23 protein-coding genes and 1 tRNA gene are annotated in these 24,894 nt (G+C 67.3%); 5 read left to right on the forward strand and 19 right to left on the reverse strand.

Annotation, left to right across the window (positions count from 1 at the left end; genetic code table 11):
- Positions 1-40 precede the first annotated feature (40 nt).
- The 4 genes from VGN62_RS19040 to VGN62_RS19055 form a co-directional block, all read right to left on the reverse strand.
- Positions 41-2,452 (reverse strand): ligase-associated DNA damage response DEXH box helicase, encoded by a 2,412-nt coding sequence (locus VGN62_RS19040; protein ID WP_327456826.1) that lies wholly within the window; start codon positions 2,450-2,452, stop codon positions 41-43.
- 277 nt (positions 2,453-2,729) lie between these two features.
- Entirely contained in the window at positions 2,730-3,197 is a 468-nt protein-coding gene (locus VGN62_RS19045; RefSeq protein WP_327456828.1) for an SRPBCC domain-containing protein, read from the reverse strand.
- Positions 3,194-3,520 (reverse strand): metalloregulator ArsR/SmtB family transcription factor, encoded by a 327-nt coding sequence (locus VGN62_RS19050; protein ID WP_327456830.1) that lies wholly within the window; start codon positions 3,518-3,520, stop codon positions 3,194-3,196. The genes VGN62_RS19045 and VGN62_RS19050 overlap by 4 nt, the downstream gene beginning before the upstream one ends.
- On the reverse strand, positions 3,517-3,990 hold the full coding sequence (locus VGN62_RS19055; RefSeq protein WP_327456832.1) for a VOC family protein: 474 nt from the start codon (positions 3,988-3,990) through the stop codon (positions 3,517-3,519). Before VGN62_RS19055 ends, VGN62_RS19050 begins: the two co-directional genes overlap by 4 nt.
- Before the next feature lie 100 nt (positions 3,991-4,090).
- Between VGN62_RS19055 and VGN62_RS19060 the strand changes: the two genes are divergently transcribed.
- Positions 4,091-5,020, forward strand: a complete 930-nt coding sequence (locus VGN62_RS19060) for a glutaminase (protein WP_414713301.1) — start codon at positions 4,091-4,093, stop codon at positions 5,018-5,020.
- An 8-nt stretch (positions 5,021-5,028) separates the two neighbouring features.
- Positions 5,029-5,574, forward strand: coding sequence for a putative immunity protein (locus VGN62_RS19065; protein WP_327456834.1), 546 nt, complete (start codon positions 5,029-5,031; stop codon positions 5,572-5,574).
- On the opposite strand, the gene VGN62_RS19070 is transcribed toward VGN62_RS19065, so the two are convergent.
- Together VGN62_RS19070 and gyrB are read right to left on the reverse strand one after the other, a co-directional pair.
- Complete coding sequence (locus VGN62_RS19070; protein WP_327456836.1) at positions 5,571-5,966, reverse strand: septal ring lytic transglycosylase RlpA family protein; 396 nt, start codon at positions 5,964-5,966, stop codon at positions 5,571-5,573. The two genes, VGN62_RS19065 and VGN62_RS19070, sit on opposite strands and share 4 nt — an antisense overlap.
- 151 nt (positions 5,967-6,117) lie before the next feature.
- On the reverse strand, positions 6,118-8,664 hold the full coding sequence (gene gyrB, locus VGN62_RS19075) for a DNA topoisomerase (ATP-hydrolyzing) subunit B (RefSeq protein WP_327456838.1): 2,547 nt from the start codon (positions 8,662-8,664) through the stop codon (positions 6,118-6,120).
- 107 nt (positions 8,665-8,771) lie between these two features.
- On the opposite strand from gyrB, the gene VGN62_RS19080 reads away from it, so the two are divergent.
- Positions 8,772-9,206, forward strand: a complete 435-nt coding sequence (locus tag VGN62_RS19080; protein ID WP_327456840.1) for a hypothetical protein — start codon at positions 8,772-8,774, stop codon at positions 9,204-9,206.
- Between the two features lie 9 nt (positions 9,207-9,215).
- Here the strand turns inward: VGN62_RS19080 and VGN62_RS19085 are convergent, their stop codons facing one another.
- From VGN62_RS19085 to VGN62_RS19120, 8 genes are read right to left on the reverse strand one after another with little or no spacing between them, the layout of a single operon-like run.
- Entirely contained in the window at positions 9,216-9,713 is a 498-nt protein-coding gene (locus VGN62_RS19085; protein ID WP_327456842.1) for a hypothetical protein, read from the reverse strand.
- A gap of 6 nt (positions 9,714-9,719) precedes the next feature.
- On the reverse strand, positions 9,720-10,406 hold the full coding sequence (locus tag VGN62_RS19090) for a nitroreductase (protein WP_327456844.1): 687 nt from the start codon (positions 10,404-10,406) through the stop codon (positions 9,720-9,722).
- On the reverse strand, positions 10,393-11,262 hold the full coding sequence (locus VGN62_RS19095) for an RDD family protein (protein WP_327456846.1): 870 nt from the start codon (positions 11,260-11,262) through the stop codon (positions 10,393-10,395). The genes VGN62_RS19090 and VGN62_RS19095 overlap by 14 nt, the downstream gene beginning before the upstream one ends.
- Positions 11,259-12,296: a stage II sporulation protein M gene (locus VGN62_RS19100; protein WP_414713306.1), complete on the reverse strand. Its 1,038-nt coding sequence runs from the start codon at positions 12,294-12,296 to the stop codon at positions 11,259-11,261. Before VGN62_RS19100 ends, VGN62_RS19095 begins: the two co-directional genes overlap by 4 nt.
- Positions 12,296-13,612: a DUF58 domain-containing protein gene (locus tag VGN62_RS19105; RefSeq protein WP_327456850.1), complete on the reverse strand. Its 1,317-nt coding sequence runs from the start codon at positions 13,610-13,612 to the stop codon at positions 12,296-12,298. The genes VGN62_RS19100 and VGN62_RS19105 overlap by 1 nt, the downstream gene beginning before the upstream one ends.
- Positions 13,609-14,574 carry a MoxR family ATPase gene (locus VGN62_RS19110; protein ID WP_327456852.1) on the reverse strand — a complete coding sequence of 322 codons (966 nt, stop codon included), beginning with the start codon at positions 14,572-14,574 and terminating at the stop codon, positions 13,609-13,611. The genes VGN62_RS19105 and VGN62_RS19110 overlap by 4 nt, the downstream gene beginning before the upstream one ends.
- The gene (locus tag VGN62_RS19115; RefSeq protein WP_327456854.1) at positions 14,564-15,796 is read right to left on the reverse strand and encodes a DUF4350 domain-containing protein; all 1,233 of its coding nucleotides are present in this window, start codon (positions 15,794-15,796) and stop codon (positions 14,564-14,566) included. The genes VGN62_RS19110 and VGN62_RS19115 overlap by 11 nt, the downstream gene beginning before the upstream one ends.
- On the reverse strand, positions 15,793-16,503 hold the full coding sequence (locus VGN62_RS19120; protein ID WP_327456856.1) for a DUF4129 domain-containing protein: 711 nt from the start codon (positions 16,501-16,503) through the stop codon (positions 15,793-15,795). Before VGN62_RS19120 ends, VGN62_RS19115 begins: the two co-directional genes overlap by 4 nt.
- Positions 16,504-16,683: 180 nt before the next feature.
- Here VGN62_RS19120 and VGN62_RS19125 point away from each other — a divergent pair, with 180 nt between their 5' ends.
- Complete coding sequence (locus VGN62_RS19125) at positions 16,684-18,885, forward strand: thiamine pyrophosphate-dependent enzyme (protein ID WP_327456859.1); 2,202 nt, start codon at positions 16,684-16,686, stop codon at positions 18,883-18,885.
- On the forward strand, positions 18,882-19,925 hold the full coding sequence (locus tag VGN62_RS19130) for an ACP S-malonyltransferase (RefSeq protein ID WP_327456861.1): 1,044 nt from the start codon (positions 18,882-18,884) through the stop codon (positions 19,923-19,925). The genes VGN62_RS19125 and VGN62_RS19130 overlap by 4 nt, the downstream gene beginning before the upstream one ends.
- Positions 19,926-20,114: 189 nt before the next feature.
- On the opposite strand, the gene VGN62_RS19135 is transcribed toward VGN62_RS19130, so the two are convergent.
- The 5 genes from VGN62_RS19135 to VGN62_RS19155 all read right to left on the reverse strand — a co-directional run bounded on the left by VGN62_RS19135 (position 20,115) and on the right by VGN62_RS19155 (position 24,882).
- The gene (locus tag VGN62_RS19135; protein ID WP_327456863.1) at positions 20,115-20,840 is read right to left on the reverse strand and encodes a response regulator transcription factor; all 726 of its coding nucleotides are present in this window, start codon (positions 20,838-20,840) and stop codon (positions 20,115-20,117) included.
- Positions 20,841-20,885: 45 nt separating this feature from the next.
- A tRNA-Glu gene (locus VGN62_RS19140) sits at positions 20,886-20,961 on the reverse strand.
- 92 nt (positions 20,962-21,053) lie between these two features.
- Positions 21,054-22,832: a single-stranded-DNA-specific exonuclease RecJ gene (recJ, locus tag VGN62_RS19145; protein WP_327456865.1), complete on the reverse strand. Its 1,779-nt coding sequence runs from the start codon at positions 22,830-22,832 to the stop codon at positions 21,054-21,056.
- On the reverse strand, positions 22,829-24,355 hold the full coding sequence (locus VGN62_RS19150) for a PH domain-containing protein (RefSeq protein WP_327456867.1): 1,527 nt from the start codon (positions 24,353-24,355) through the stop codon (positions 22,829-22,831). The genes recJ and VGN62_RS19150 overlap by 4 nt, the downstream gene beginning before the upstream one ends.
- Complete coding sequence (locus VGN62_RS19155; RefSeq protein WP_327456869.1) at positions 24,352-24,882, reverse strand: PH domain-containing protein; 531 nt, start codon at positions 24,880-24,882, stop codon at positions 24,352-24,354. Before VGN62_RS19155 ends, VGN62_RS19150 begins: the two co-directional genes overlap by 4 nt.
- Between the last annotated feature and the right edge of the window lie 12 nt (positions 24,883-24,894).

The following is a 24,894-nucleotide window of genomic DNA, read 5'->3' on the forward strand; positions in this document are numbered from 1 at the left end:
ATCTACGCCTCATCGGGCCGCGCAGCAAGCGAAACGCCGGTCACTGGTCGAGGCGCATCGCCCGTTCGGCGAGTGAGTCGGCAAGCTCGCCGAGCAGCGCGTCGTCGATATCCGCCGCGGCGACATTCTCGCGCCCGATCAGCACGAGCACGGGGATCGCGAGCGGGCTGATCCGGTCCAGCCTTTGGTGGAGCATCGTCCCCGCCGCGCGGTCGAGCAGGTCGCCGAGCCGCGCGACATCGGTCAGTCGCTCGCGCGCGTCGGCCCATGCCGCCTCGAGCAGCAGATGGTCGGGCTCGTATTTTTGCAGCACGTCGAAGATCAGGTCGGTCGAAAAGGTGACCTGCTTGCCCGTCTTGCGCTTGCCCGGATGCTGGCGCTCGATCAGCCCGCCGATCACCGCGACCTCGCGAAACGCGCGCTTCAACAGATGCGACCGCTCGACCCATTCGACGAACTCCTCCGACAGGATTTCGGCATCGAACAGATTTTGCGGATGCGGCACGGGCCGCAGCGACCAGATGGCGATGGCATAGTCCGACGCGACGAAGCCCAATGGCTGCAACCCGGCGCGCTCCATGCGCTTGGTGATCAGCATGCCGAGCGACTGGTGCGCGTTCCATCCCTCGAACGGGTAGCAGACGAGATAATGATGGCCCTCGTGCGGGAAGGTCTCGACGAGCAGCTCGCCGGGACGCGGCAAGGCCGAACGCAATGCCTGCATTTCCAGCCAGAAGCGCACATCCTCGGGAAAGCGGTGCCAGCTCGTCCGGTCGGCAAGGAATGCGCGGACGCGGTCGGCGAGCCGCGTCGAGATCGCGAGGCGCGCGCCCATATAGCTCGGGATGCGCGCGGGGCGCGTCGTCGCGCGCACGATCAGGTCGGTGTCGCGGATCGATTCGACCTCGAGACTGAGGCCGGCGAAGGCGAAGGTGTCGCCGGGCGACAGCGTGCTCGCGAAATATTCCTCGACCTTGCCGAGCCGCCGGCCGTTCCTGAAGCGCACATCGGCCATCGGCGCCTCGACGATGATCCCGGCGTTGAGCCGGTGCTGCGCAGCAAGCCGCGGGTGCGCGATGCGCCAGCGGCCCTCTCCGTCGGGGGCGAGGCGGCGGAAGCGGTCATAGCTTTTGAGCGCATAGCCGCCGTCGCGCACGAAACTGATGAGGCGCGCAAAGATGTCGGCGTCGATCCATTTGTAGGGCGTCGCCGACCGGATCTCGGCGAGCAGTTCGTCCTCGCGGAACGATGCTGCGCAGGCGAGCGCCATCACATGCTGTGCCAGCACGTCGAGCGCGCCGGGGCGGAAGCGGTCGGCGTCGCGCTCGCCGGCGTCGACGGCATCGAGCGCCGCGCGCGCCTCGAGATATTCGAAGCGGTTGCCGGGGACGATCAGCGCCTTGCTCGGCTCGTCGAGCCGGTGGTTGGCGCGCCCGATGCGCTGGAGCAGCCGCGACGAGCCTTTCGGCGCGCCCATCTGGATCACGCAATCGACATCGCCCCAGTCGAGCCCGAGGTCGAGGCTCGACGTCGCGACGAGCGCGCGCAGCCGCCCCTCGGCCATCGCCGCCTCGGCGCGCAGGCGCGCCTCGCGGTCGAGGCTGCCGTGGTGGATCGCGATGGGGAGCGACAGGTCGTTGACCTTCCACAGCTCCTGGAAGATCAGCTCGGCTAGTCCGCGCGTGTTGCAGAAGATGATCGTCGTGCGGTTCTTCGCAATCTCCTCCATCACCTGGTGGACCGCATAACGCCCCGAATGCCCCGCCCAGGGCACCGCGCCCTCGGGCAGCAGGATCGCGATGTCGGGATCGGCGCCCGCCTCGCCCTCGACCAATGTCACCGCGTCCGCGTCGTCATCGGGCGCGAGCCAGCTGCGATAGGCGGCGGTGTCGGCGATCGTCGCCGACAGGCCGACGCGGCGGAGGGCGGGGGCGATCGCCTGCAGCCGCGCCATCGCGAGGCTGAGCAGGTCACCACGCTTGCCGGGGGCAAAGGCGTGAATCTCGTCGATCACGACCGTCTTGAGGTCGGCGAACATCGTGAAACTGTCGGGGTAGGACAGCAGCAGCGACAGCGATTCGGGGGTGGTCAGCAAGATGTTCGGCGGCCGGCTGCGCTGGCGTGCCTTCTTGTCCGACGATGTGTCGCCGCTCCGGCTCTCGACGCTGATGTCGAGCCCCATCTCGGCGATCGGGCCGAGGAGGTTGCGCTCGACGTCGGCGGCGAGCGCCTTCAGCGGGGAGACGTAGAGCGTGTGCAGCCGGTCGGTCGGATGCTGCGCGAGGTCGACGAGCGTCGGCAGGAAACCCGACAGCGTCTTGCCCGCGCCCGTCGCGGCGACGAGCAACGCATGCTCGCCGCGCATCCCGGCCGCGAGCATATCGGCCTGGTGCCGCCGAAGCCGCCACCCGCGCGCGCCAAACCATTGAGCGAAAGGGGCGGGCAAATCCATAAGCCGAACGTGGGGCCGGATACGCGCGCGCGCAATGCTTCTCTCATCGTCTGCTCACGACCGGTTATTGCCGTAGAGATGTGAACCCCGGCGAAAGCCGGGGCACACGGGTGGGCAGAAACCGACCGGTTGCGGACATTGCGTCCCATCTTAGTTTGTCATTCCCGCGAAAGCGGGAACCTAGTGTGGAGTAAGCCCACGCGCGCTCTGGGTCCCCGCTTTCGCGGGGATGACGAAAGTGGAGAACATCCGCTCCCCACCCCAAAGCGGTCTTCATTCAAAGCCCCGCTTCCATCCCTTTCAGCAACCCGCGCCAATATTCGCCTAGCCGCCGCTGGAACAGCATCAGCTCGAACCCGTGCCGCGCGACATGTTTCTGCGGGATGCTGTCCCAGCCGCGATGCTCGACCGTCACGCGGGTCTCGGCGCCGACGGCCTCGAAGCGCACATCGACCGCGGTCGCCTGATCGGCCTTGAAACTCGGCAGCCGCCAGCCAAACGCCAGCCGCTCGCCGGGCAGCCAATGATGCACGGCGCCGATCTCCCACTCCTTGCCGTCGTCGAAGCGGGTGACGAGCCGCCCGCCCGGTCCCTCCGGATCAAATCGCAACGTGCCGTCGCCCTTTCGCGACAGCTGGAACAGCGGGTGGCTTTTCCACCACATGCCGATGTCGCGCGTAAAGGCGGTAAAGGCGACGTCGGGTGTCACGCCGATACGCAAGGCGACGATCACCGCAGCGGTCATGCGCCGCCCTCGACATGGCGCTTGAAAGACGCGAGCTGGTGCGACCATAGCGCCTCGGTCTCGGCCAGCCATTGCTTGAGCTCGGCGGTCGCGCCGTCCTTCAGCGAATAGATGCGCACCCGCGCGTCGAAGTCGGGATGCCCGTCCTCGACGAGCCCGCCCTCCTTCAGCGCGCGCAAATGGCGGCTCATCGCCGGGGGTGCGAGGCCGAGTTCGCCGGCGAGTTCGCCCGCGCTGCGCGGGCGCTCGCCCAGCAGTTCGATCGCGCGCCGCCGTTTCGGGTCGGCGAGCGCCCCCAGCATCCGGTCGAGCGCGGCGCTCAATCGTCGAGCCGCGTCTTGGTCGTGAAACCGCCCTCGGCGTCCCATTGTTCGGCGGTCTTTTCCTCGACCGTCACGCCGAAGGTCCAGATATGGCCCTCGGGGTCCTTCGCGCGGTAGCTGCGGTCGCCGTAGAATTGGGTTTCGGGTTCGGCGATGATCTCGGCTCCTGCGGCACGCGCCTTTTCGCAATGCGCGTCGATATCGTCGCCGACGGCGAGCTGGACATGCACCGACTGGGTGTTCTTGCCGCCGATCGACTTCGGGCTTTTGTGATCGTCCGACCATTCGTTGCCGACCATGATCGCCGAATTGCCGAACTCCATTTCCGAATGCGCGAGGTTGCCGTCGGCATCGAGCAGCACGAACAGCGGCTCGAACCCGAACGCCTCCTCCAGCCAGCGGAACGCCGCCTTGCTGTCCTGATAACTGACGGCGCTCGAAAGCCCCTTGCCGCGCGGATGATCCACCATCTTCCTTCTCCCGAGTCGCTGGATTGGTTTCCGTTTCATAGAATATTTTCGCAATAATGAAAATACTCGTCGATGTGCGCGAAGATGCTAAAGTTGCGCGATGACCGATGACCTCCGCATCCATATCGACGAAGCGATGACGCTGGCCGCCGCGCACCTCGGGAAAGGCCGCGTCGCCGACTATATCCCCGCGCTGGCCGGGGTCGATCCGAACAAGCTCGGCTTCGCGCTCGCGCTCCCCGACGGCACCGTCCACACATCGGGCGACGCTGACGAGTCCTTCTCGATCCAGTCGGTATCGAAGGTGTTCACGCTGGCAATGGCGCTCAGGCGGGTTGGCAGTTCGCTGTGGGACAGCGTCGGGCGCGAACCGTCGGGATCGGCATTCAATTCGATCGTCCAGTTGGAAAGCGAGCATGGCATCCCGCGCAACCCGCTGATCAACGCGGGTGCGATCGCGGCGACCGACCGGCTGATCGACGGGCGCGGCGGCGATGCGGTCGCGGACGAGATCGTCGATTTCATGCGCGCGCTGGCGGGCGACGACAGCGTCGAAATCGATTTCGACGTCGCTTTCTCCGAATCCGAAACCGGTGCGCGCAACCGCAGCCTGTCGCATTTCATGGACGCGTTCGGAAACCTGAGGCATCCCGTCGAAACGGTGGTCGGCGTCTATTTTCGCCAATGCGCGATCGCGATGTCGTGCCGCCAGCTCGCGCGCGCCGGGCTGTTCCTTGCGATGGAGGGGCGCGACCCGCTGACCGGCGAGCAGCTGATAGAGCCGCACCGGGCGCGGCGCATCAACGCGATCATGATGCTGTGCGGCCATTACGACAATTCGGGCGAGTTCGCTTTCCGCGTCGGCCTGCCGGGCAAGAGCGGGGTCGGCGGCGGCATTCTCTGCATCGCGCCGGGGCAGGGATCGATCGCGGTCTGGTCACCCGCGCTCAACGAGGCGGGTACCTCGTTGGCGGGCGCCGTGGCGCTCGAACATTTCGCTTATGCGGCGGGCTGGTCGGTGTTCGACTGATTGTTGCGATGACAGACATCGAACTCGACATCACGGACCTTCGCACGGTTGCGGCTTATGCCGCCGCGAGCGCGGAGAAGGCGCTGATAATTTTCGAACGGGCTTGTCCGTCGGACCCGCGCCCGGGCGAGGCCATCGCGGCCGCCAGGGCTTTCGCGGACGGCGGCAAGCGTGTTGCGGCGCTGCGCGATACGGCGTGGGCCGCGCTGAAAGCCGCGCAGGGCGCCGGCGATCCGGCAGCGTGCGAGGCGGCAAGGGCGGCGATGTCCGCGCCCTCGGCCGCTTTTCTGCATCCCTTGGCGCGTTCGACGCAGGTTCGTCACATTCTCGGCGCCGCCGCGCACGCTGCCCGTGCGGCGGAGCTCGCCGCCGGCGACGACCTCGCTGCCGGGGATGCTTTCGTCGAAGCCGCGGCATGCGAAGCTACGCCTGCGGTTATAGACATATTGTGTCGCTACCCTCCGGCGCCGAGGGGCGGCGGGCGGACCGGTGAACTTTTGCGACTGCTCGATATGAAGCTTCGCGGGAAACGCCGCGAAGGCGGCGCAACCTAGTCGTCGCTGAGCAATGCCAGCTTGACGCGTGCGGTGCCGCTGCGGTGCATGCCGATTTCGCGCGCGGCGGCCTGGCTGACGTCGATGACGCGGCCGTGCGCAAAGGGGCCGCGGTCGTTGATGCGGACGATCACGCTGTCGCCGTTCGACGTGTTGGTGACGCGTACCATGCTGCCGAAGGGGAGCGACCGGTGTGCTGCGGTGAGCTGACCGGGATCGAAGCGTTCGCCGCTCGCGGTGCGATTTCCGGCAAGTTCGTTGCCGTAATAGCTGGCCATGCCGCCGCCGATTTCGGTTTCTTCATCGATGTCGGCGACGCTCTGGCCGGCTTGATCGATGGCTTCGACTTCCTGCGCTGCGGCCGAAACCGTCAGCAGAAGCGGTATCATCATGGCAGAAAAGGCCCGCATGACATCATCCCCTTGTCAGAGGAGGCGCCAAAAGCAGCGGCGGCCTGCCAAGGCAAGCCGCCGCGCGTTGGACTGAAGTGATTTTGCGTCCGGATGTGCGATTTGTCCGGTTTTAACCGAACAATAACTGAAACTATACGTCCAGATTTGCCACCGACAGCGCGTTCGTCTGAATGAAATCGCGACGCGGTTCGACTTCGTCGCCCATCAGCCGTTCGAAGATTTCGTGCGCGACATCAGCCTGCTCGGCCTCGACCCGCAGCAGCGAACGGTTGGCGGGATCGAGCGTCGTTTCCCAGAGCTGCTCGGCATTCATCTCGCCCAGCCCCTTGTAGCGGCTGATCGCGAGCCCCTTGCGGCTGTGCGCAAAGATCGCCTCGAGCAGTTCGGACGGGCGCGTGACCGGGCTGGCCTTTGCACTCGTTGCCGCAGGCAGGTCGGGCTCTTCGCCATCGGCGATTTCCGCTTCGACCTCGGCGGCCGCGCCCGTCGCCTTCACCAGCCGTGCCGGGCGCGCATAGCTGTCGGCCTGTTCGGCGGCGAGCTTGTGCATTCGGCGCGCTTCCTGGCTGCCGAGGAAAGCGGCGTCGATCGCATGATGGTCGCTGACCCCGCGCCAGCGGCGTTCGAGCGTGTAACCGCCGCCTTCGACCGCCTCGACGGTCCATACGGCTTCGGCGCCGCCGGTCAGCGCACGCTCGGCGGCGTTGAGCCAGGTTGCGGCGGTCGCGGCGGCGCTGTGGCGTCCCGCGGTGTCGAGATCGGGGTCGAGCGCGCCGGTCAGCGCGAGCGCTTCGATCAGCCCATGGTTCAGGTTGCGCGGCACATAGCGCATCAGCGCGCGCAGGCGCCGGCCATGATCGATCAGCCCGCGCAAATCCTGCCCCGAACGCGCGCCGCCCGGCGTTTCGAGCAGCAGCGCGTCGATCCCGGCGTCGACAAGGTAATTTTCGAGCGCCGTGTCGTCCTTCAGATACACCTCGCTCCGCCCCTTCGCGACCTTGTAGAGCGGCGGCTGGGCGATGTAGAGATGGCCGCCCTCGATGATCTCGGGCATCTGGCGGTAAAAGAAGGTGAGCAACAAGGTGCGGATATGCGCGCCGTCGACGTCGGCGTCGGTCATGATCACGATCTTATGATAGCGCAGTTTTTCGAGGTTGAACTCGTCGCGGATCCCGGTGCCGAGCGCCTGGATCAGCGTGCCGACTTCCTTCGACGAGATGATGCGGTCGAAGCGCGCACGCTCGACGTTCAAAATCTTGCCCTTCAGCGGCAGGATCGCCTGCACATGGCGGTCGCGGCCTTGCTTCGCCGATCCGCCTGCCGAGTCACCCTCGACGAGGAAGAGTTCGCATTTGGTCGGATCGCGTTCCTGGCAGTCGGCGAGCTTGCCGGGCAGGCTGGCGATGTCCATCGCGCCCTTGCGCCGCGTCAGCTCGCGCGCCTTTTTCGCAGCCTCGCGCGCCGCGGCGGCGTCGATCACCTTCTGGATCACCGCTTTCGCATGCGCGGGATTTTCTTCGAGCCATTCGGTCATCCGGTCTGCCATCAGGCTTTCGAGCGGCTGGCGAACTTCGCTGCTGACGAGCTTGTCCTTGGTCTGCGACGAGAATTTCGGATCGGGCAGCTTGACCGACACGATCGCGGTCAGCCCTTCGCGCATATCCTCGCCGGTGAGGCTGACCTTCTCCTTCTTCAGCATCCCTGACTTTTCGCCATAGCCGTTGAGCGTTCGCGTCAGCGCGGCGCGGAACGCCGCAAGGTGCGTGCCGCCGTCGCGCTGCGGGATGTTGTTCGTGAAGCAGAGGACATTCTCGTAATAGCTGTCGTTCCACTCCAGCGCGACGTCGATGCCGATGCCGTCGCGCTCGCTGCTGATCGCGATCGGATCGGGAAGCAGCGCATTCTTGTTGCGGTCGAGATATTTGACGAAGGCCGCGATGCCGCCTTCGTAGAAGAGGTCATGGCTTTCATGCTCGGCATGGCGCGCGTCGACGAGCTTGATTCGCACGCCCGAATTGAGGAAGGCGAGCTCGCGATAACGATGCTCGAGCTTTTCGAAATCGAACTCGGTGACATTCTTGAACGTCTCGGTCGAAGCCATGAAGGTCACGCGCGTGCCCTTCTTGCCCGCGGGGGCGGGGCCGTTGACCTTCAGCGGCGCGACCGAATCGCCATGTTCGAAGCGCATCCAATGCTCTTCGCCGTCGCGCCAGATCGTGAGTTCGAGCCATTCGCTGAGCGCGTTGACGACGCTGACGCCGACGCCGTGGAGGCCGCCCGACACCTTGTACGCATTGTCGTCGCTGGTATTCTCGAACTTCCCGCCGGCGTGGAGCTGGGTCATGATGACCTCGGCCGCCGAAATGCCTTCCTCGGCATGGATGCCGGTGGGGATACCGCGGCCGTTGTCCTCGACGCTGACCGATCCGTCGCTGTTCAATGTGATCAGGACAAGGTCGCAATGCCCCGCGAGCGCTTCGTCGATCGCGTTATCCGAAACCTCGAACACCATGTGGTGCAGACCCGACCCGTCGTCGGTGTCGCCGATATACATGCCCGGCCGTTTGCGCACTGCGTCGAGGCCCTTGAGAACCTTGATCGAATCGGCGCCATAGGCGTTGGTGTTGGGCTGGTTGGAAGGCGCGCTCGGCGCGTTATTTTCAGGCGTGTCCGTCATATCGATTATATAGGGTCGAAGGCGCAAAAACCCAAGCGAAAATGCGGCTCTCGCTGCCGTGGCGACGAGCGTTGCGCGCGCGCGCCGCGGCGGCTAGTTTCACAGGCATGAAACATCGTCTCGTCTTCCCCGCCGCCGCTCTTCTGACCGTCTCGCTCGCCGCGTGCAGCCAGCCCGCGCCACCCGCCGAAAACGCGCCCGCGGTTGCCGGCGAACCGCTCGCGACCCGCGCAGTGATGATCGGCACCGAAGGGCCGAGCCTGCCCGCCTGTTCGAGCATCAGCCGCGTCAAGGCGGGCGGCACCGACGTCTATTGGGCGCCCGGCGAAACACGCGCGATCAAGGCCAAGCTTGCGGGCGGCGCAAATGTGTCGCTGTGCGAAGCGGCCGAAAATGATGCCTGGTTCGGCGTCGTCTTCGCGGCACCCGGCACCGACCCCGACATGTGCGGCGTCGGCAAGTCGGTGCAGAACGCCCGCGAATATCAGGGACCGTGCCGCTGGGGCTGGATCAAGGGCGGGACGGTCCAGCTCGGCGGCTGAACGGCCTGCCTAGCGGCAATCCTCGATCACACGGCCGATTTCGGACTGCACCGGCAGCGTCATTGCGCCGCCACCCGGCGTTTCGAGCGCGAAACGCCCGCGGCTGAAGGCGATGCGGTCGAGACGCGGGTCGCGGTTCGCGAGGTTCGCGCTACCGCCATCGAAGCGGATCTGGTCGGTCCCGGCGCTCGTGCGCAGGCTGACATTGCCCGATAGCGACGAGGTCATCCGGATGCCGCCGCCGCTGCACGTCATGCTGAGCAGCGGGTTGGAACTGCCCGTCGGGACGAACGCTGCGGTACGGCTGCCCGCGTCATAACGCCAAGCGCCCGCATCGACCGCGCGGTCCTCCCAGCCCGACGTCGGCGTCGGCAGCGGCGCGGGTGTCGGCGCGGGAGCAACCGGGCGCGGCGCGGGCGGCGGGGTTTCGGGTTGCGGGATGGCGGCGCACCCCGCGACGACGAGCATCAGCGCGCCCGCGGCGCCATAGCGAAAACCCTTGCTCATCATCGTCTAAAATCCCTGCCAATCAATCACTTCGTCGAGCGATACGCGCGGCACCGCCCACTGGTTTACCGCCGCATCGGTATCGGCATGGCCGATCGCCAGCCCGGTGAACAAAATCTGCCCTTCGTCCAGCCCCACCGTGCGGCGCACCGTCGCTCCGTACATCGCCCAGCATTCCTGCGGGCAACTTGCGAGCCCGGCCTCGACGAGCAGCAGCATCACCGATTGCAGCCACATGCCCATGTCCGACCATTGCGGCGGCCCCATGATGCGCGAGCAGTGGAGGAAAAGCATCACCGGTGCGTCGAAACCCCGGTAATTATCCATGAACCGAGCGAGCCGCCCCGCCTTGTCCTCGCGCGGGATGCCGAGCGAGGCGTAGAGCGCCTCGCCGACGCCGAAACGCCGATCGGTCCAGGGTTCGATCAGCCCCTTGGGATAGATGTCATATTCGGGTTCATAGCCCTCGCGCCCCATCGCGATCCGCGCTGCGACCGCATCCTTCACCGCCTGCCAGGGTTCGCCGGTCAGCACCGTCGCCTGCCACGGCTGGAGATTGCCCCCTGACGGCGCGCGCTGCGCCGCGGCGAAGATTTGCTTGAGCAGTGCCGGGTCGACGGGTTTGTCGGTGAAGGCACGCACCGAACGGCGCGCATGCAGGGCTTCGGTAACGCTGGTGTCAGTCGCTGGCATATTTATCCTCTCGCCGTTTGCCGAACAGCAGTTTGCGTTCGAGCCGGGCTTTCAATTGCCGGTAATAGGAAAGCAGGAACACGTCATCCTCTTCGGCGACAGGCCGCCCGATCTTGGCGCGGATCGCGTCGGCGACGTCGCGCATCGCGCGCGGATCGCGGCCGCGCAGGACACGCTCGAGTTCCTGCAGCTCGAAAATACCGTAGACTGCAAGTTCTTCCTCGCTGAACGTCATCGCGCCCCCCGCCGCATCGACCGCGATATCGGTGTCGAGCTTGACGCGCTGTGCCATCACGACCCACGTCCCGGCGATCAGGTCGCCCATCCGCATCCGGTCGCGATTGAACAGCAGGAACAGGCTGAGCGTCAGCGACCAGAGCACGCCCGCGAGCATGATCCATCCCGACACGCTGTCCTGCGCGACTCCGGCCCCCAGCATCATCAGCGGCAGGAACAGCTCGAGTTCGCGGATCAGGTTGCGCGCGACCACGGCATCGGCGGTCAGGCGGCCGCCGTCGCGCGCGACGACGCGGATGCCCATCAATCTCTTACCCGGCGTCGCGGCGCGCGACCCCAGCTCGAACCCGATGAACCAGAAGGTGCGGAGCAGGAAGGCGCCGAGCATCCAGATCACCTCGGTGACATCGGATTGCGCGGCGACCCCGATCCACAGCATCAGCAACCAGAAGAGGAGCAGCGCGAGCTGGATCAGGATCATGTCGATCAGTAGCGCGCCGAAGCGTAGCCCCGCGCTCGCGATCTTCAGTTCGAGGTCGACGCCCTCGGGGGTGACGAACTGGCGGATCTTTTTCGCGCGCGCGGCGCGCGATTTCGCGTTGGCGGCGGCGGCGGTCATGTCACATCCTCGCGCCGCGGAATGTAATAATAGGCGAGCCAGAACAGCAGCATCAGCGATCCGATGGCGTAACGCAGCATCGTGTCGGTGATCAGCTGGCGCCCGAAACCTTCGAGCAGCCCGGCGGCGAACAGCATCAATATGACGCCGACCATCACCTTGCCCGCGGTTCGGCCCGCGTCGGCTGCTGCCTGCAACCGTCCGCGCGCACCGGGGAAGACGACGGCGCTCCCGATCCGCAGTCCCGCGGCACCCGACAGCGCGGCGGCGAACAATTCGGTGGTGCCGTGGATGAACAGCCAGCCGCCGAAGTCGAAGCCGAGCCCCTTGGCGGAAAAGATCGCCATCATCGCGCCGAGCCCGATCCCCTGATAGTATTCGAGCATCATCGTCGGGATGCCGAAGGCGAAGCCGAGCGCGAAGGACAGGATCGAGACCTGGCTGTTGTGGGTGAACAAATAGGTCGCGAAGACGTGCAGCCCGCTTTCGCCCTTCTCCGCCGCGGCCTTGCCGTGGCCCAGCGTCGACTGGAGAAATTCGGCGGTCGCGCGCGGGTCGCGACCGCCCGACATCTCCTCGTCGACGAAATTGAAATACCATTCGGGGTTGCTCGAGACGAGCGAATAGCTGGTCAGCGCACCGAGCAGGATGATCAGCGAAATGATCACCGTCTCCTTCCACACCGAGCGCACTGCGGCAGGCCAGTCGTAGAGGAAGAAACGGCGGAGCCGGTTCCAGCGGCTCTCGCGCACGCCATAGACGAGGAAATAGCCGCGGATCGACAGCGCCTCGAGATGATCGAGCAGCGCCTTGTCGAGGCTCGTCGCGCGCGCGATCGACAGCGACGACAAGGTTGCACGATAGAGCAGCGGCAACTGCAGCAGCTCGTCGCTGGTCAGCGCCGCCGCGCCCTTCTTTTCGAGCCGGGTGAGCAGCAGGTCGAACGCGATCCAGTCGGCCTCGCGCTCGGCGCGAAAGCGGCTCGTCGAAAAGCTCGGCGCGTCGATCGCACGCGGGGAGGCGGCGGGCGGGATCACAGGCTGCCCTGCCGTTTGATGCCCAGATAGGCCTCGACCGCGCTCGCCCCCATCGCGTCGGCGGGCACCTCGATCACATCGGCGCCGAGCCGCTGGAGGCGCGCGATGACGAGCTGGCGGTCGCGCAGCATCGCCGCGGCGACGTTCGAGCGGGTAACGTCGGCGGCGCTTTCGGGGCGGCGGCGCTCCTCGCTCTCGACCTCTTCGTCGCGGATCACGACGAACAGCAGGCGATGCTTTTTCACCAGCCGTCCGGCGGCGCGGATCATCAGGTCGGCGCTCGTCGCATCGGTAAATTCGGTGAACAGGATGATCAGCGACCGGCGGTTGAGCTGCGCGCTGAGCGTCGTGAGCGCGAGGGTAAAATTGCTTTCGACGTGCGCATAGTCGATCAGGCTCGCCGCGCGCTGCAGCGCCGGGAAATCCTGCGTGTGCATATAGGCGGGGGTCAGCGCGTGCGGCTTCGCGGCAAAGGAGAACAGGCTGATCCGGTCGTTGAGTTTCAGCCCGACATAGGCGAGCAGAAGCGCTGCCGACACTGCGCGGTCGACGCGCGGCATGCCGCCGACGGGCTCGGCCATCGTCCGTCCGCCATCGATCGCCAGCACGACGCGATTGTCGCGCTCGACCCGATATTCCTTCGCGAGCAGTTTGACGTGACGCGCCGACGCGTTCCAGTCGATCGCGCGGCGGTCCATCCCCGGCTGATATTCGGCGAGCGCCTCATATTCACTGCCTTCGCCGCGAAAGCGCTGTTGGCGGAGCCCGAACCAACTGTTGCGCTGGAACAAGCGGCTGCCCTCGTCGGTCACCGCGCGCAGGCTCGGCACGATGTTGATCGCGCCGTCGATGACAAATTTCCGCTGTTTCCAGACGAGCCCGAGCGGCCCCGCCCAGCGAATCCACAGCGCCTCGATCCGCGCCAGCCCGCGCCGCGAGGCAGTGAGCGACAGCGTGCGCGTCAGAATACCGCCCTCGGCCACCCTGCGCATATCGCCCGCCAGCCGCCCGCCCTCGGCGAGCCGTTCGTCGAGCGCGAGCGCGATCTCGGCACGCGGCGGCACCGCGGCGCCGGTCGCGGCCAGCGACAGGTCGAACGGGTCGCCGACCCCGACCTGGTGCGGAAACCGCGCGTCGAGGCCGAGGAGGCGCGGGTTCGCCCCCGCCACGCAATCGACGATCAGGCAGGCGAGGATCACTCCGATCCAGCCGGGCGCAACGAGCCACAGCTCGGGCCGCACAAGCCCGAGCGCGAGCGCCATCGGGGCGCCCGCGAGCAGCAGGTAGATCGCGCGGCGCGTCGGGTAGATCAACGCGGCACCTCCTCGCGTTCGAGCAGTGCCGCGACGACCTGTTCGACATTGCGGCCCTCGATCTCGGCGGCGGCCGACAGGATCACGCGGTGGCGCAGGACGCCTGCGGCAAGCCGCTGGATGTCGTCGGGAATGACATAGTCGCGCCCGTCGAGCGCCGCCGCTGCGCACGCCGCACGCGCCAGCAGGGTCGCTGCGCGCGGACTCGCTCCGCATTCGAGGTCGGCGCTTTCGCGCGTCGCGCGCACCAGCCGGACGATATAATCGACAATCTCGTCGGCGAGCCGCACGGTCGCGATCGTGTCGATTGCGGCCTCGATCGTTTTCGCATTGGCGACCTCGGTCACCCCGAAATCGGCGACCGCGGGGCTTTTGAAGCGCCCGCCATGGTCGGCGACGATCCGCCGTTCCTCTGCGGCGTCGGGATAATCGACGACCAGCTTGAACAGGAAGCGGTCGAGCTGCGCTTCAGGAAGCGGATAGACGCCCTGCTGTTCGATCGGGTTCTGCGTCGCGAGCACGGTAAAGCGCGGGCTCATCACATGCGGTTCGCCGTTGATCGTCACGCGGCGTTCCTGCATCGCTTCGAGCAGCGCCGCCTGCGTCTTCGGCGGGGTCCGGTTGATTTCGTCGGCGAGCAGCAGCTCGGTGAAGATCGGTCCCTTGGTGAGGGTGAAGCTCGACGTCTGGAAGTTGAAGAGGTTCGACCCCAAAATGTCGCCGGGCATCAGGTCGGGGGTGAACTGGATGCGTCCGAACGCCAGCCCCGTCGCGCGCGCAAAGGCCTGCGCGAGCAGCGTTTTGGCGGTTCCCGGCGGCCCTTCGAGCAGCACATGCCCGCCCGCGAGCAGCGCGATCGTCACCATGCGCGTGAGCGGTCCTTGCCCGAACACGACCTTGGCGACCTCGCCCTCGATCGCGGAACCGAGCGCCTGGACGCTCTCGATGGGGTTAGCTGTCACGGAGTAGATCCTTCCTGATGTCGTGCAACGCCTGTGCGTCGCCGAGAAATTCATGCGTATTGCGCGCGAGCGGCAGGCGCCGCGCGAGCGAGGAGAAGAGGTCGCTGCCGGCGCGCAGATGCTTGTCGATCCAGCGATCGGTTGCTTCGTCGTCGAGCCCGGCGGGCGCGTGCAGCCGCCGCGCGATCGCAGTGCGCTGGCTCTTTACATAGGCGTCGGCACCGTCGAGCTCGCGCCTTGCCTGTTTGATCAGGTCGGCGCTGTTCGCGATCAGCGCCGCCTTCGATACCGGGATCGCGCGTCCGGGCCGGGTCGCGGGGCCGAAGCGCATCCACGCCTGCCACAGCGCGAACAGCCCCGCCGCGATCAGGCAGAGCGTGATGCCGATAAAGGGCGGGACGAACGCGAAGCGGAGCAGCGAGCGCTGGCCGCCGAAGCCGTTGAGCGTCACATCGAAGGCCAGACCGTCGGCGTCCGCATATTCGGCGAGTGCATCGACCAGCGTGACGCCCGCGCGCGCCTTGTCGCTCGAAGCAAAGGCGAAATTGTTGATCAGGTCGGGGTCGGCGAGGATGTAAAGGTCGCGGTCGCCGACCTGCGCCAGCACGGCGCCGCCGCTTGGCCCCGCGATCAGCGTTTCGAGATTTTTACCCGTCACCGTCTGCACATTGTCGGGGAGCAGCGCGGTGAAAACATGGCCGGTAATGTTGGCGGGTACCGGTTGCGCCTTGCTCGGCGCCGTCTTGATTTCGAGTGTCCCGAAATGGGCAGGGGGCAACATTTTTGCGGGCGGCTTGACGGCGATGCCCGCGCTGACCCAGCCGGGCTTCGGCGTCTGGCCGGGAACCGCCATCGTCTGCCATTTCGGCAGCACGACCAATATGGGCGCGTTGCCGTCGGCATCGATCAGCTCGGCGATTTCCGGCGCGCGGGTGCGGTGTGTCGGGGTCAGTATCAGCAAGGGCTCATGGTCTTCGTAACGCGTCGTCTCGACGCGGCGGCGCAGCTCGACCCCGGCGCCCGCGCGCTCGGCGAGGTCGACGATCCCGGCATAGCCCGGTGCCGCCTTCGACAGCGCATGGCCGCCGCCGTCGTTGCCGCTGCTGATCTGCGGCCCCAGGGCGATCAGCGCCCAGAGCGCGATGAAGGCGATCACGCCGATCGCGACCACCGCGGCGATCAGCCGCGGGTTGAAGCCATGATCGTCGGCCGCGCTGCTCATGCGCGCGCCCAGTTCTTCGCGACGGTCAGCTCGGCATAGGCGGCACGGCACTGTTGCCACGCCCCGGCATCGATCGAACGCCCGCCGAACAGGCTGATCTCGACCGCGCGCGCGATGCGGCTGAACGCCCCCCGCGCGACCGACGGCAGCCCTTCCGCCTCGGCGAGGTCGCGCGAGGTCATCGCGGGTTTGACGAGGCCGGGACGGCGCCCGTCGATGTCCTCGACGCTGCGATAGAGCAGCAGATGCACCGCCTCGGCAAAGCGGCCTTCGGCGGCGAGCGCGTCGGCTTCGCCGAGCAGCGCGCGCGCGGCGCCCGCTTCGGCCTGCCCGACATGGTCCGCCGCATCGGCATCGCCCGCCTTGCGGCCGAAACGCAGCCTGTCGACCCACTGCGCAAAGGCGGGGACGAAGTGATAGAGGAGGAACAGCACGAGCGCCGCGACCGCGATCCACATCAGCGGCTTGGCGGCGGGCGCGCTCCACTCGAAAAACCGGCCGATCGCGTCGAACAGCGATCGCATCCATTCGGGGGGCGGCGGCGGGGGCGGCGGGGGCGGCGGAAAGGCGGTCTGGATACCGCCGCCCGCGATCGTCTGGCTATAGCCTGGATCGACGAGTTCGGGATCGAGCAGCCAGCCCTGACCCCCGCCGGTGCCGGACGTGTCGGCCGCGGCCGACGCCTGGGCGATCCACAAGGATATCATGTTGAAAAGATGGCCCAGCCCCGGTCGTTCATTGTGAATGGTGGTAGCGCGAGGCGGCGCGGGAAGGCAAGAGAGGAGGACAAGAGATGCTTGCGCGCCGAACGGCCTCGTTCTAGCGCGCGGCAAAACCGGCCGGGTCGTTACAGGTGTAACCGTAAGGCCGCGCGACAGGAGAGACAGGTGGACGCGGCGCAAGCGGTACATGAGAAGTTCCTCGCAGCCTTGGCGGGGGGGCGTCTGCCCGATCGCGCCGACGCGCCCGATCCCGCGGTCGCCGGCCTGTCGCGCGGCCAGGCGACCGACATCTTCCTGTCGCAGCTCACGAGCCGCCAGATGGACCGGCTGTCGCGTGCGCTTCAGGCGCGCGGCGAAGGCTTTTACACGATCGGCTCGTCGGGGCACGAGGGCAATGCCGCGGTCGCGGCGGCGCTCCGCGTCACCGACATGGCGTTCCTCCACTATCGTTCGAACGCGTTCCAGCTCCACCGCGCGCGCCAGCTTCCGGGCGGCACGCCGACGTGGGACATGCTGCTGAGCTTCGCGGCGTCGTCCGAAGACCCGATCTCGGGCGGGCGGCACAAGGTGATCGGGTCGAAGCCGCTCAATATCCCGCCGCAGACCTCGACGATCGCCTCGCACTTGCCGAAGGCCGTCGGTGCCGCCTTCTCGATCGGCATCGCGCGCCGCCTCGGCATGACCGGGCTGCCGCTTCCCGACGATGCGGTCGTGCTCACGAGTTTCGGCGACGCGTCGGCGAACCATTCGACCGCGCAGGGCGCGTTCAACACCGCGGGCTGGGCGGCGTTCCAGGGCTCGCCGATGCCGCTCATCTTCCTGTGCGAAGACAATGGCATCGGCATTTCGACGCGCACGCCGACGGGCTGGATCGAGGCGCAGTTCCGGCACCGCGCAGGGCTGCACTATATCAAATGCGACGGGACCGACCTCGTCTCGGCCTATGCCGGTGCCGCCGAGGCCGCCGACTATGCGCGGCGGTATCGCAAGCCCGTTTTCCTCCATATGGGCACCGTTCGTCTCTATGGCCACGCCGGGTCGGACGTGCAGGGCGCATATCTTCCCAAGGCGCTGATCGAGGCCGACGAGGCACGCGACCCGCTGCTCGCCGGCGCGGCGCTGATGGCCGAGCATGGCTGGATGTCGCCCGCCGAAATCGCCGACGCCTATGAAGATATCGGTGCGACGCTCGCGCGGCAGGCCGAGGCGGCGATCCTGCGACCGAAGATCACGACGCCTGCGCATGTGATGGAAAGCCTGGTCCCGCCGAAGCGCGAAGTCGCGCGCGCCAACACGCTGTCGGACGATGATCGCAAGGCGATGTTCGGCAGCGACGCCGGCCAGATGGACAAGCCGATGCACATGGCGCGGCTCCTCTCGTGGGCGCTCGCCGACCTGATGCTCGCGCATGAGGAAATCGTCGTCGCGGGCGAGGATGTGGGGCCGAAGGGCGGCGTCTACAACGTCACGGCGAAGCTCCACCAGCGCTTCGGGTCGGCGCGTGTCGTCAACACCTTGCTCGACGAACAGGCGATCCTCGGGCTCGCGATCGGCATGGCGCACAATGGCTTTGTCCCAATGCCCGAAATCCAGTTCCTCGCCTATGTCCACAATGCCGAAGACCAGATCCGCGGCGAGGCGGCGACCTTGAGCTTCTTCTCCGACGGCCAATATACCAACCCGATGGTGATCCGCATCGCGGGGCTCGGCTACCAGAAGGGCTTCGGCGGCCATTTCCACAATGACAACAGTCTCGCGGTCTTCCGCGACATTCCGGGCGTGATCCTCGCGGTGCCGTCGAACGGTCGCGATGCGGTCGCGATGCTCCGCGAATGCGTGCGGCTCGCGCGCGAGGAACAACGCGTCGTCGTCTTCGTCGAACCGATCGCGCTCTATATGACGCGCGACCTGCACGAGGAGGGCGACGGCCTGTGGACCAGCACCTACGAGGCGCCGGGTGCGGGAGCGCCGATCCGCCTCGGCGACGTCGGGGTTCATGGTGACGGCACCGACCTTGCGATCGTCACCTATGGCAACGGATATTATCTCTCGCGGCAGGCCGAGAAGTTGCTTGCCGCCGATGGGGTGAAGGCGCGCGTGATCGACCTGCGCTGGCTTGGCCCGGTCGATGAGGACAAGCTCGTCGCCGCCGTCGGCGACGCGAAACGCATCCTGATCGTCGATGAATGCCGCATCACCGGGTCGCAGAGCGAGGCGCTGATGGCGACCTTTGTCGAGCGCACGCCCGAAAAGAAGCTCAAGCGCATCGCCGCCGACGACAGCTTCATCCCGCTGGGGAGGGCGGCGACGCTGACCTTGCCGAGCCGCGACTCGATCTACGCTGCCGCGAAGGCGCTTCTCGCATGAGCGCCCGGCGGACCGCGCTGGTCGTCGCGCCCGGCCGCGGCACCTATGGCAAAGGCGAGCTGGGCAGCATCGCGCGGCTGCACGGCGCGCGCTTCGGCGAGCTGATCGCCGATTTCGACGCGCAGCGCCGCGACCGCGGCCAGCCGACGGTCAGCGAACTCGACGGCGCCGAACGCTTTAGCGTCGCGACGCACATGCGCGGCGATGTTGCCGCGCCGCTGATCTACACGGCGACGGTGCTCGACTGGCTGAGCATCGATCGTGACAAATATGATGTCGTTGCGGCCCTCGGCAATTCGATGGGCTGGTACAGCGCGCTGGCGCTGGGCGGTGCGGTGTCGGCCGAGGACGGGTTTCGCATCAGCAATGCGATGGGGCTCAACAGCCAGACGCACGGGCCGGGCGGGCAGATATTGCTTCAGCTTGTCGATGACGACTGGCGTCCGGTGCCGGGCCTGCGCGAAAAGCTGCTCGGCCTCGTCGCCGATATCGCATTGCGCCCCGGCCACGCACTCGCGCTCTCGATCGATCTTGCCGGGATGCTCGTGCTCGCGGGCAATGAAGAGGGCCTTGCCGCGCTTCTCGCCGCCGCGCCGCCGACCCCGGGGCGCGATCCGCTTCGCCTCGCGGGCCACGGGCCGTTCCACACCCCGCTGATGTTCGGCAGTTCGGACAAGGCGAAGGCCGAGCTGCCGCATTCGTTCTTCCATCGTCCTGCGCTGCCGCTTGTCGACGGGCGTGGGCATATCTGGCGGCGTTTATCCGCCGATCCGGCCGCGATGTGGGATTACACCTTCGGTCAGCAGATCCTCGCACCCTATGATTTTGCTCTGTCGGTGCAGGTCGCGGTCCGGGAATTCGCCCCCGACGTGATCATCCTGCCCGGCCCCGGCGACACGCTCGGTGGCGCGATCGCGCAGTCGCTGATCGGCATCGGATGGCAAGGGATTGCGGGCAAGGCTGACTTTGCCGCGCGGCAGGCGGCCGACCCGATCCTGCTGTCGATGGGCCGCGCCGAACAGCGCGCGCTGGTCGTCTGAAAATATCGGAGGACAAAAGGGCCGGCAAGGAAGGAATATTCCTTGCCGGCCCTGTCGTTTGTACAAGGTCAGGTGGGGTTGACCCCGTACGGATGAACGGCAGCGCCCATGGGGACCAACTCAGGAGCGGTACGCCGTTCATATCCCTTATAGGTGCGTCGACCGGCTCCCGGCCAGGTTCCGCCGCGATCATGCACCGAAACGGACCTGTTTTGCCGGCACGTCGCGTGTAAATTCGGCGATGAACTGCAGCCGCAGCAGCTCGGCGACATTGCCCGCACCGGCGCGGCGCATGATGTTCGCGCGGTGGACTTCGACCGTTCGTGGGCTGAGGTCGAGCTGGCGCGCGATTGCCTTGTTGCCGAGTCCCGCCGCAATCGCGTCGAGGACGGCGCGCTCGCGCGGTGTCAATGCCGCCAGCCGCGCCTCGGCCTCGTGATGCCGGTCGAGCGTCGCCTGACGGTGGCGCCATTCCGCGAGTGCGGCATCGACCGTCCGGCGGACGAGCCGCGGATCGAGCGGCGCGGGCAGCAGGTCGCGCGCGCCTCCACACAGGATCGCGCGCGATTCGGCGATGCTGAGCTGTTCGGCGGCGACGAAGACCGCGATGCCGGGCCGCGCCGCAGCACGGTCGAGCAGCGCGGCGCCATCGGCGGTGCCCGGCTGGCGCCAGTGAAAAAGCAGGATCGCGCACGAATCTTCGCTCTCGGCTTCGATCCACGCGTCGGCGCTGGCGAAGCTGCGCACGATGCGCCCGCCCCCCGCCGCCAGCGTACGGAAACAGGCGGCGCGTTCGGTCGCGTCGGGCAGGACAAGATGGATATGGCCCCCGATGTCGGTCACCCGGCTGTGCTGCCCGCGCGGCCCGCGCAGGAACAGCGCGAAAGGCTCGGCAACGGCGTCATTTCGGAGCACTTCGCGGTCTCGACCGTCCGGGCGACGGCGGCAATACCCGAATATTGGTGACCCCTACGGGACTCGAACCCGTGTTTTCGCCGTGAAAGGGCGACGTCCTAGACCGCTAGACGAAGGGGCCGTCTGATCGGTGAGCGGGCGCCTTAGACGGGCGTTTCGGCGCGGTCAAGCGCGGCGGCGGGGTCGCGCGCAAAAATGTTGCGCAGCGGCAAATCAATCGGCCCAGGCAGCATCCTCGAGATGGAGCTCGGCCGCCGGGCGGCTGCCCCAATCGTCGCGTTTCGCGCGGCCCGCGAGCCACAGCTTGCGCCCGCCGCGCGCGTGGAGCAGAGCCTGCCCCAGTTCGGTTTCGGCGCTGCGAAAAGCGACCGCCTTGAACCGCGCGCCATCGTCGCCCGACACGATCAGGCGAACATGGTCGGTCCCGACGATCCCCGATTCGACGATTCGCACCGGCCCCGTCGCAACGCGCGGCGCGGGCCAGCCGGCACCATAGGGACCGGCGCTCTCGATCGCATCGCACCACAGGGGATTGATCCCGCGCGGCGCGAGCACCGCGTCGATCAGCAGCGACTTGTCGCCGCTCGCGCGCTCGACGTCGGCGGCGAGCCGGTCGTTGAGGAAGATGCCGAGCGCGTCGACCTTGTCGGCGGCGACGGTCAGCCCAGCCGCCATCGCATGGCCGCCGCCCGCGACGAGCAGCCCCGTTTCCTTCGCGGCGAGGATCGCGGCGCCGAGGTCGACGCCCGAAATCGAGCGCCCCGACCCCTTGCCGACGCCGTCTTCGTCGACCGCGATGACGATCGCGGGGCGGTGGAGGCGTTCCTTGAGGCGTCCGGCGACGATGCCGATCACGCCGGGGTGCCAGCCCTGTCCCGCGACGATCGCGACCGGCGCATTGCCGCATGCGGCGCTCGCTTCGATTGCCTGTTCGAGCACCGCGGCTTCGATCGCGCGCCGTTCCTCGTTCAGCCGGTTGAGCTCCTGCGCGATTTCGGCGGCTTCCTGCGGGTCCGACGTGGTGAGCAATCGCACGCCGAGATCCGACTTGCCGACGCGCCCGCCGGCGTTGATCCGCGGTCCGAGCGCAAACCCCATGTCGCTCGCACTCGGCGGCTTGGTCAGCCGCGCGGCGTCCATCAGCGCCGCGAGCCCCGTGTTGCCGCGCCGCGCCATCACCTTCAGCCCCTGCGTCACCAGTGCGCGGTTGAAGCCGGTCAGGCGCGCGACGTCGGCGACGGTGCCAAGCGCGACAAGGTCGAGCAGGTCGATCAGTGCGGGTTCGTCGCGGCCTGCAAAAAAACCGCGCGCACGCAAGGTGCGGAGCAGCGCGGCGCCAAGCAGGAAGGCGACCCCGACCGCGGCGAGATTGCCGTGGATCGCGGCGTCGGGTTCCTCGTCGAGCCGGTTCGGGTTCACGAGCGCGAGCGCTTCGGGAAGCATCGTCGCGCACTGATGGTGGTCGACGACGATCACCTCGACCCCCGCCGCCTTCGCCTCTGAAATCGCGTCGAACGCCTGCGCGCCGCAATCGACGGTGACGACGAGTTTCGACCCCGCCTCGCCGATCCTGACCAGCGCCGCGCCCGAGGGCCCATAGCCTTCCATCAGCCGGTCGGGGATATAGGCGCCCGCAGGCAGTCCGAGCCCGCGCAGCAGCCGGACGAGCAACGCTGCGGAGGTCGCGCCGTCGACGTCATAATCGCCGAAGATCGTCACCGCTTCTTTGCGCTCGACCGCATCGGCGAGCCGCGCCGCGGCGGCGTCCATGTCGCGGAACAGCGAGGGATCGGGCATGAAACCGCGCAGCGTCGGCGTCCGCTGCCGGTCGAGATCGTCGCGCGTCACCCCGCGCGCGAGCAGCAATTGGGTGACAAGGTCGTCGGGTGCGAGATTTTCGGACGCCATGTCGGCGCTCGCGCGCCGCCAGTGCCACGGCTGGCCCTTGATCGAATGCATAATGCCCAGGGCGAGGTTGCTTGCATCGCTCATCGCCGCGCCCTCGCGGCAAGGATTCGGGTGCGCAGGTCGCGCGCTGCGGTGGCCGGGATCGCGGGAATCTCGTGCGTCGCAAGCGAACTGCCGCCCGGCACGCCGAAGACCAGAGTCGCGAGGCCGAGGGGGCGCAGGATGAAGTCGGTCTTGAGGTCGACGCTCTGCACCGATGCGTGCGGGAGCAGGGTCATCTTGGGTTTCCACGCGCCGCGGCGGATTGCGACCTGATCGCCAAGGTCGGCCCAGCGATGGAAGCGTGCGGCCCACAGCGCGATCAGCGCGATCAGCGGCGCCGCGCCGAGCGCGAGCCAGCCGACCGCGTTGCCGAGATACAGCGCCACCCCGCCGCCGATTGTCGCACAGATCGCACCGACGATCGGTCCCAGCGCGACGATGCGGTGGCTGTGCTGCCACGCCTGACCGGCATCGGGACGCACGATCGCGACCTCGGCGAGCACGGGGTCGATCGCGTCGAGCTGCGCAAAGGGGACGACCTGGTGGTCATTTTCCTTCCCGCCGTCGCTCGCAAGGCTTTGCAGGCGCAGCTCGTGCCAGCCGAAGCGCCGGCGGAACCAGCCGGTCACGAGGATCGCCGCCTGTACGCGCTTCACCGGCACCGCGACATCGGTGCGCGTGGTGAGGCCGCGGGTGCGGCGCAGCGTGCGTGGCTCCCGCGTCAGGCGGAAATCCCAGTTCGCAAAGAACATCGTCGCGATCCCGCTCGCAAAGCCGATGAAGAGGAGCGAGATACCCGCGCCGACCCCCGCGATCCAGCGGTGCGCGATTACCCATTGGTCGAGCCCATATTGCTCGGCGAGGTCGATCCAATCACCGGGGTTGAAGACGTTGAAGTCGAAGGGCAGCAGGTCGTCGAAGAACTGCATCGCGGCGCCGACAACGGCGAGCGCGGCGAGCGAGAAGTTGAACAGCCCCGCAACCAGCAACTGGCGCGGCGTCATCGCGAAGAGCAGCCGGTCTTCGGCGACGGGTACGACCGACGCACCGGGAGTCTCGGACGATGCGGCGACCGGCGCCGCTTCGCCGCTGCGGTGCGCGCGGATCGTCGTGCGCAACGCCTGCGCCGCATCGAGCGCGATCGCGTCGAGGCTCGCGTCATTCTCCTTGCCGCCCGCGCCCGTTTCGAACCCGACCTTGGCGATGCCGAGCGCCCGCGAGACGAGCCCCTGTTCGATGCTGACGTCCTGGATGCGGTCGAACGGGATCGTGCGATGCTGGCGCGCGAAGACGCCGCTTTCGATCACCACCTCGTCGTCGCCGACAAGGAAGCGGAAGCGCAGCCACTGGAACCATGCGGCGAGCAGCGAGATGAGGAGGAAGGCACCGACCGCGGGGACGATCCAGACCCAGTTGCCGGTGAAGCCCAGCGCCGCGACCGCGGGCAGGAACTGCAGCGACCGCGGCCCTAGATCGACGATGGCGAGCGCGAGCGTCGCGGGGTGCAGCCGTTGCCACTCCGGCTCGCCTTCGCTGGCGGGGATCGCTGCGGCGATGTCGCTCATGCGAAATCGGTCTGGATATGGCGGCGGATCGTCTCGCGCATCGCGGCGGCAAGGTCGCTGTGCAATCCCGGTAGCGTCACCGTGCTGTTGTGCGTCCCCGATGTATGGACGATCAGGTGCGACAGCCCGAACCAGCGTTCGATCGGTCCTTGCCCGACGTCGATATGCTGGACGCGCACGAAGGGCACGATCGTGTCGGTACGGAACAGCCAGCCGCGTGCGACGCGAAGCTGCCCTTCGCCGATTCTGTACCCCCAGCGCGACACGCGCCGCGAGGGGAAGGTAGCGATGACGATGATTGCGGTCAGCCAGGCGGCCGCGGTGATCAGCCCGTACGGTCCCTCGATATGCCGGATCAGCAGCGCATCGAAGATGCTCGCGCCAATCGCCAGCGGGATCAGGTTGAGCGCCGTCGCGATGCGCAGCACCTGTGCATAGGCCGGATCGACCGGGTCGAGCCCCTCGATTCCGCCCAGTGCATCGGCGTCGAAGGGGTCGGTCGGGTGCGCAGTGGGGGTTTCGGTCATGATCCTCCGTTA

This window comes from Sphingopyxis sp. (genome assembly GCF_035998905.1).
Lineage (GTDB): Bacteria > Pseudomonadota > Alphaproteobacteria > Sphingomonadales > Sphingomonadaceae > Sphingopyxis.

Excerpts from the sequence above, each read along its gene's own strand:
- gyrB (WP_327456838.1), bottom strand. The coding sequence starts at position 8,664 with ATGACGGACACGCCTGAAAATAACGCGCCGAGCGCGCCTTCCAACCAG.
- VGN62_RS19060 (WP_414713301.1), top strand. The coding sequence starts at position 4,091 with ATGACCGATGACCTCCGCATCCATATCGACGAAGCGATGACGCTGGCC.
- recJ (WP_327456865.1), bottom strand. The coding sequence starts at position 22,832 with ATGAGCGATGCAAGCAACCTCGCCCTGGGCATTATGCATTCGATCAAG.
- VGN62_RS19085 (WP_327456842.1), bottom strand. The coding sequence starts at position 9,713 with ATGAGCAAGGGTTTTCGCTATGGCGCCGCGGGCGCGCTGATGCTCGTC.
- VGN62_RS19055 (WP_327456832.1), bottom strand. The coding sequence starts at position 3,990 with ATGGTGGATCATCCGCGCGGCAAGGGGCTTTCGAGCGCCGTCAGTTAT.
- VGN62_RS19120 (WP_327456856.1), bottom strand. The coding sequence starts at position 16,503 with ATGATATCCTTGTGGATCGCCCAGGCGTCGGCCGCGGCCGACACGTCC.
- VGN62_RS19155 (WP_327456869.1), bottom strand. The coding sequence starts at position 24,882 with ATGACCGAAACCCCCACTGCGCACCCGACCGACCCCTTCGACGCCGAT.
- VGN62_RS19045 (WP_327456828.1), bottom strand. The coding sequence starts at position 3,197 with ATGACCGCTGCGGTGATCGTCGCCTTGCGTATCGGCGTGACACCCGAC.
- VGN62_RS19080 (WP_327456840.1), top strand. The coding sequence starts at position 8,772 with ATGAAACATCGTCTCGTCTTCCCCGCCGCCGCTCTTCTGACCGTCTCG.
- VGN62_RS19065 (WP_327456834.1), top strand. The coding sequence starts at position 5,029 with ATGACAGACATCGAACTCGACATCACGGACCTTCGCACGGTTGCGGCT.
- VGN62_RS19070 (WP_327456836.1), bottom strand. The coding sequence starts at position 5,966 with ATGATGATACCGCTTCTGCTGACGGTTTCGGCCGCAGCGCAGGAAGTC.
- VGN62_RS19130 (WP_327456861.1), top strand. The coding sequence starts at position 18,882 with ATGAGCGCCCGGCGGACCGCGCTGGTCGTCGCGCCCGGCCGCGGCACC.
- VGN62_RS19040 (WP_327456826.1), bottom strand. The coding sequence starts at position 2,452 with ATGGATTTGCCCGCCCCTTTCGCTCAATGGTTTGGCGCGCGCGGGTGG.
- VGN62_RS19090 (WP_327456844.1), bottom strand. The coding sequence starts at position 10,406 with ATGCCAGCGACTGACACCAGCGTTACCGAAGCCCTGCATGCGCGCCGT.
- VGN62_RS19150 (WP_327456867.1), bottom strand. The coding sequence starts at position 24,355 with ATGAGCGACATCGCCGCAGCGATCCCCGCCAGCGAAGGCGAGCCGGAG.
- VGN62_RS19115 (WP_327456854.1), bottom strand. The coding sequence starts at position 15,796 with ATGAGCAGCGCGGCCGACGATCATGGCTTCAACCCGCGGCTGATCGCC.
- VGN62_RS19095 (WP_327456846.1), bottom strand. The coding sequence starts at position 11,262 with ATGACCGCCGCCGCCGCCAACGCGAAATCGCGCGCCGCGCGCGCGAAA.